Annotated in this window: 3 protein-coding genes; all 3 read right to left on the bottom strand. The window is 36.6% G+C overall.

Going from position 1 to position 4,011, the window contains the following annotated elements; all coding sequences use genetic code 11:
* Positions 1 to 29 precede the first annotated feature (29 nt).
* The 3 genes from ACRDDY_RS03120 to ACRDDY_RS03110 are packed head-to-tail and all read right to left on the bottom strand — an operon-like array spanning position 30 to position 3,745.
* A complete protein-coding gene (locus tag ACRDDY_RS03120; RefSeq protein ID WP_438563507.1) occupies positions 30 to 1,529 on the bottom strand; it encodes a sigma-54 interaction domain-containing protein in 1,500 nt (499 codons plus the stop codon).
* 1 nt (position 1,530) lies between these two features.
* Positions 1,531 to 1,812: a hypothetical protein gene (locus ACRDDY_RS03115; protein WP_407087803.1), complete on the bottom strand. Its 282-nt coding sequence runs from the start codon at positions 1,810 to 1,812 to the stop codon at positions 1,531 to 1,533.
* Between the two features lie 19 nt (positions 1,813 to 1,831).
* A complete protein-coding gene (locus ACRDDY_RS03110; RefSeq protein ID WP_438563506.1) occupies positions 1,832 to 3,745 on the bottom strand; it encodes a methyl-accepting chemotaxis protein in 1,914 nt (637 codons plus the stop codon).
* Positions 3,746 to 4,011: the final 266 nt, after the last annotated feature.

Below are 4,011 nucleotides of genomic sequence, written 5' to 3'. Positions count from 1 at the left end.
ATATAACCAGTACGCTATTTCACAATGAGCTATGTGCCTTTAGAGTTCTTTCGTGTGATACCTAACCGACGCATTTTTTCAACAAGAGTTGTTCTTTGTATGCCTAGTCGTTCAGCTGCTTTTGTTACAATTCCTCTGTGCATCTTAAGTGCTGTTGTGATGAAGTTTGTTTCAACATAATTGATGAGCTCTTTTAGATCTAAACCATCCTTTGGCAAGGATATGGGTTTTCGATTTATGATCTCTTTCGTGAGTAAGTGAAACGCATGGTTATCAGTTATGCTATCGATAATGAAATGGCGGTCACTATTTTCAGTCTCTAACTGAATCATCATACTACGATCTGCATTGGGTGGCAGTATGTGAGCCCCACGGCGCTTACTCTCTATATTAGTAATGTCGAATTGGAATTTTTCTGGTAAATCTTCTAGGTTGACCTGCTGTTCTGGATGGCAAATAGCTAAACGTTCAAGTAAATTTGATAGTTCGCGTATATTCCCTGGCCAGTTGTATTGCATTAGACTTAAAACTGCTCGTGGTGTTAAGTTGGCTGCACTGAATCCCTTTGTAATAAGTCGTTGATTTAACTCTCTTATAAGTAATGGTATATCGAGCCGCCTAGACTGTAGCGATGGAACATTTATAGGATATACATTGAGCCTATAGTATAAGTCTTCACGAAAATCACCTGAAATGATCATTTCTTCTAAATCTCTATGTGTAGCTGCAATAATACGAACATCTGCTTTAATATTTTTACTGCTGCCAACTCGCTGATAGATTCGTTCTTGCAGAACTCTGAGGAGTTTTACCTGCATGTCATGAGGCATATCACCAATTTCATCAAGAAATAGAGTTCCTCCATCAGCGATTTCAAATCTTCCCTTGTAAGATGTAATTGCTCCTGTAAATGCCCCTTTTTCATGGCCAAATAGCTCACTTTCTAATAGTTCTTTTGGGATAGCTGAGCAGTTAATCGGAACAAAGGGCTTATGCTTGCGATTTGATGTATTGTGTATTGCTCGTGCGATTAGCTCTTTTCCTGTGCCTGATTCTCCTCTTATGAGCACGTTGGCATTTGATGGTGAAAGCTTATTCACCATTTTGCGCAGTGTCCTAACTTCGTTACTGTTTCCTGTTAGTTTTATCGTGCTTAAGTTAGATTCATTGATATCATGCTTGATTTGTAAGCAGTGATCTAATGCTGATGTTAGTTGAATCTTATCTAATGGGTGAGAGTAGTACCCTATAACATTAATCAAACCTCCTTGAAGCTTATTTTTTAGATGCTCTAGTACAATTATTGGCATCTTTTTGCCGTGTGCGGCTATATGCGTAGCAACATTAATTAAGTCATTTTCTGATATGGAGTCGATAAAAATTGCATCATGCTTAGTAATTTCATTAGCCGCAATGTTTAATAAGGTGTTAGAGGTGACGTGAGTCACCTCTACACATAAAAATCTCATCACGATATTTGTGGTTGACAAACCAATGCTATTGTCAACAAGAATTATACTTGGAATCATACTATATCGCCGAGTTATCGCTGACCATCTCTTTCATGATTGATGCTTTTTGTCTTATGCCAATAGCTTTCGTGAGTAGTAAGCTTCTATTTTTAACAGTAAAGCACTCACCCCGAGCATGACATATTTGGTCTATCAGTTTCTCATTAGCAATGTAAATATCAGACACAATAGACCTGCATAGGAAATGTTGATTTCCATTTATCAATATTGATAATGCATGGTCAATGTTGTCAATTGCTTTTGCTAAATCAATTAATGATATTGATACTGATTCACTCATAAATAACTCTATAGTGCTGTTATGCTATAAATTGACCTGTGACTTTTTGTAAATTACTTGCGAGCATACTTAGGTCAGTACATGCTTTTGATGTTTGGTCTGAACCTTCCACTACTTCATCAGTAATGTTATTTATATTGTTAATGTTTATGTTTAAACTTTCAGAAACGGCATTTTGCTCTTCGGTTGCGCTGGCAACTTGAGTGTTCATGTCATTAATTAGCATTATGCTGTTATTCATTCGTTGTATTACTGCACCAGATTTCTTTACTTGACTTACTCCTTCAATCATTAACTCTGAACTGGCCAGCATTGATTTTTCAGCTTCATTTGCTTTCTTTTGTAAGCTCTCAATGATTTCACTAATCTCAGTTGTAGATAGCTGTGTTCTATGGGCTAGAGTTCTTACTTCATCGGCTACTACAGCAAATCCTCTACCTTGTTCTCCAGCTCTTGCCGCTTCAATCGCTGCATTTAATGCTAGTAAATTGGTTTGCTCTGCAATACCTTTGATAACGTCAAGTACAATGCTGATTTTAGAGCTTTCTTTCTCAAGCTCTTGTACAACTTGGCTAGCTTTTTGGATGTCAGCAGATACTTTGTCGATTGTCTCTACTGTAGTATTTATTACTTCAGTGCCTAATTCAGCTTCCTCTACGGCAGACTTTACTGAATTTGCAGCGTCTTCCGCACTACGTGAAATATCATTTGCTGTTGATTGCATTTCATGCATTGCTGTAGCAAGTAAAGTAAGTTGCTCACGCTGAGTATTCATGCCAACATTAGATTGAATTGCTACTGCACTAACTTCTTCTGCTGCACTGCTTAGTTGTGAGGAACCACTAGCTATATCAAGTATGATAGTTTGCAAGCTGCAACGCATACTCTCAATTTCTTTTGCAAGCATGCCAATTTCGTTTTTGTCTGAGCATGAAACAGCAACTGATAAGTCTTTATTTGCAATCCGTTTTGTTATATCCAATAGAGCTTGGAGTTGAGACGTTAATATTTTACTAACAACGAATGCAACACTACTTCCGGCTAGTACAGCAATTAATGCCAGTATTATTTGTTTTACAGAGGTATTGCTGTTAATAGACAATATTTCTTGTGCTAGTTCAAACCCGCTGTTACCAGATCTAGCTGCCATAGACTCAAGTAAATGTTCTAATTGTGAACCTAATTTATCAGTTTGCGAGTCGGCAGCAATGTATAAACTATGCCCATCTTTTATGGATAGCAATGCAAGGTGGTACTTTTCTATCAAAGTGATTATTTCATTAGTCTTTGCATTGAAGTCTTTGTATTTTCCAATTTTAGCTTTTGCATCATTGATATCATCAATTGCTTTATTTAGCTCATTGATTCTTAGCCCGCTTAAGAAAGAGTGGAAATTAATCCTTACTCTGGCGATACTATCCATTATGATAGATACATCACTTTTATACTCTGATGGAAGGTTTGATGAAGCAATGTAAGTGCTAAATTCATCAAATTTCTTAGCGCTTCCAGCTATTCCTGTTTTTATATTTTCGTCTATGGACTTGAAGTAATCTAGTATATTTCGTGCTTCCTTTGAGTAGTCAGCTACTATTTTCTTAAGTTCCCAGCCAGTTTGGCTTCTAGGCTGATACTTTTCGGTCGATAGAACCATTGTTGATATTGCTAATTCCGCATTTTTAATTGTATCCAGATTTCTCATCTGGGCCATTGACGTAACCAGCAGCATTCTTGCTTTCCAAATATCAAGATTAAGAGAAATTGTGGCATTATTTTGCATTTCTCTGGTTCTATATTGAGAGTCGAAGTTGTTAGATATGTCTCTCTGGTATACGAAAACTAATATGGATACTAATAGGGTTATAACTCCAACCAATACTGCAGGTAGCATGATTGAAATGTTGAATGGTGTATTTTTTATTTTAATAAACACGTGAACCTCTCCGAGTTATCGCTGTCTCATACAATATTCTCTTACATAAAATATTGAATTGGATAACGTTATTAGCTATGTAGGACAAGAGGGTGTGATCTCTATATATGCAATAGGTGTCACTTTGTGGGTTGGTTTATATTATTGAAATAAATCTATAAATCACACTGTCTTGTTATCGCAGTTTTGCATGGATATTTGACGTCAAATATCTGTCAAGGTTGTTTTTTTAGTGTGTTCATCGGACGCCATAATCTAAAAGATGG

The sequence above is a fragment of the Clostridium sp. genome (assembly GCF_051656525.1).
Lineage (GTDB): Bacteria > Bacillota > Clostridia > Clostridiales > Clostridiaceae > Clostridium.
The sequence above is the reverse complement of the archived record's forward strand: the minus strand, read 5'-3'. Positions and strand labels throughout refer to the sequence as shown.

Bases quoted from the DNA above. Each gene is read 5' to 3' on its own strand.
- ACRDDY_RS03120 (WP_438563507.1), bottom strand. From the start codon at position 1,529: ATGATTCCAAGTATAATTCTTGTTGACAATAGCATTGGTTTGTCAACC.
- ACRDDY_RS03115 (WP_407087803.1), bottom strand. From the start codon at position 1,812: ATGAGTGAATCAGTATCAATATCATTAATTGATTTAGCAAAAGCAATT.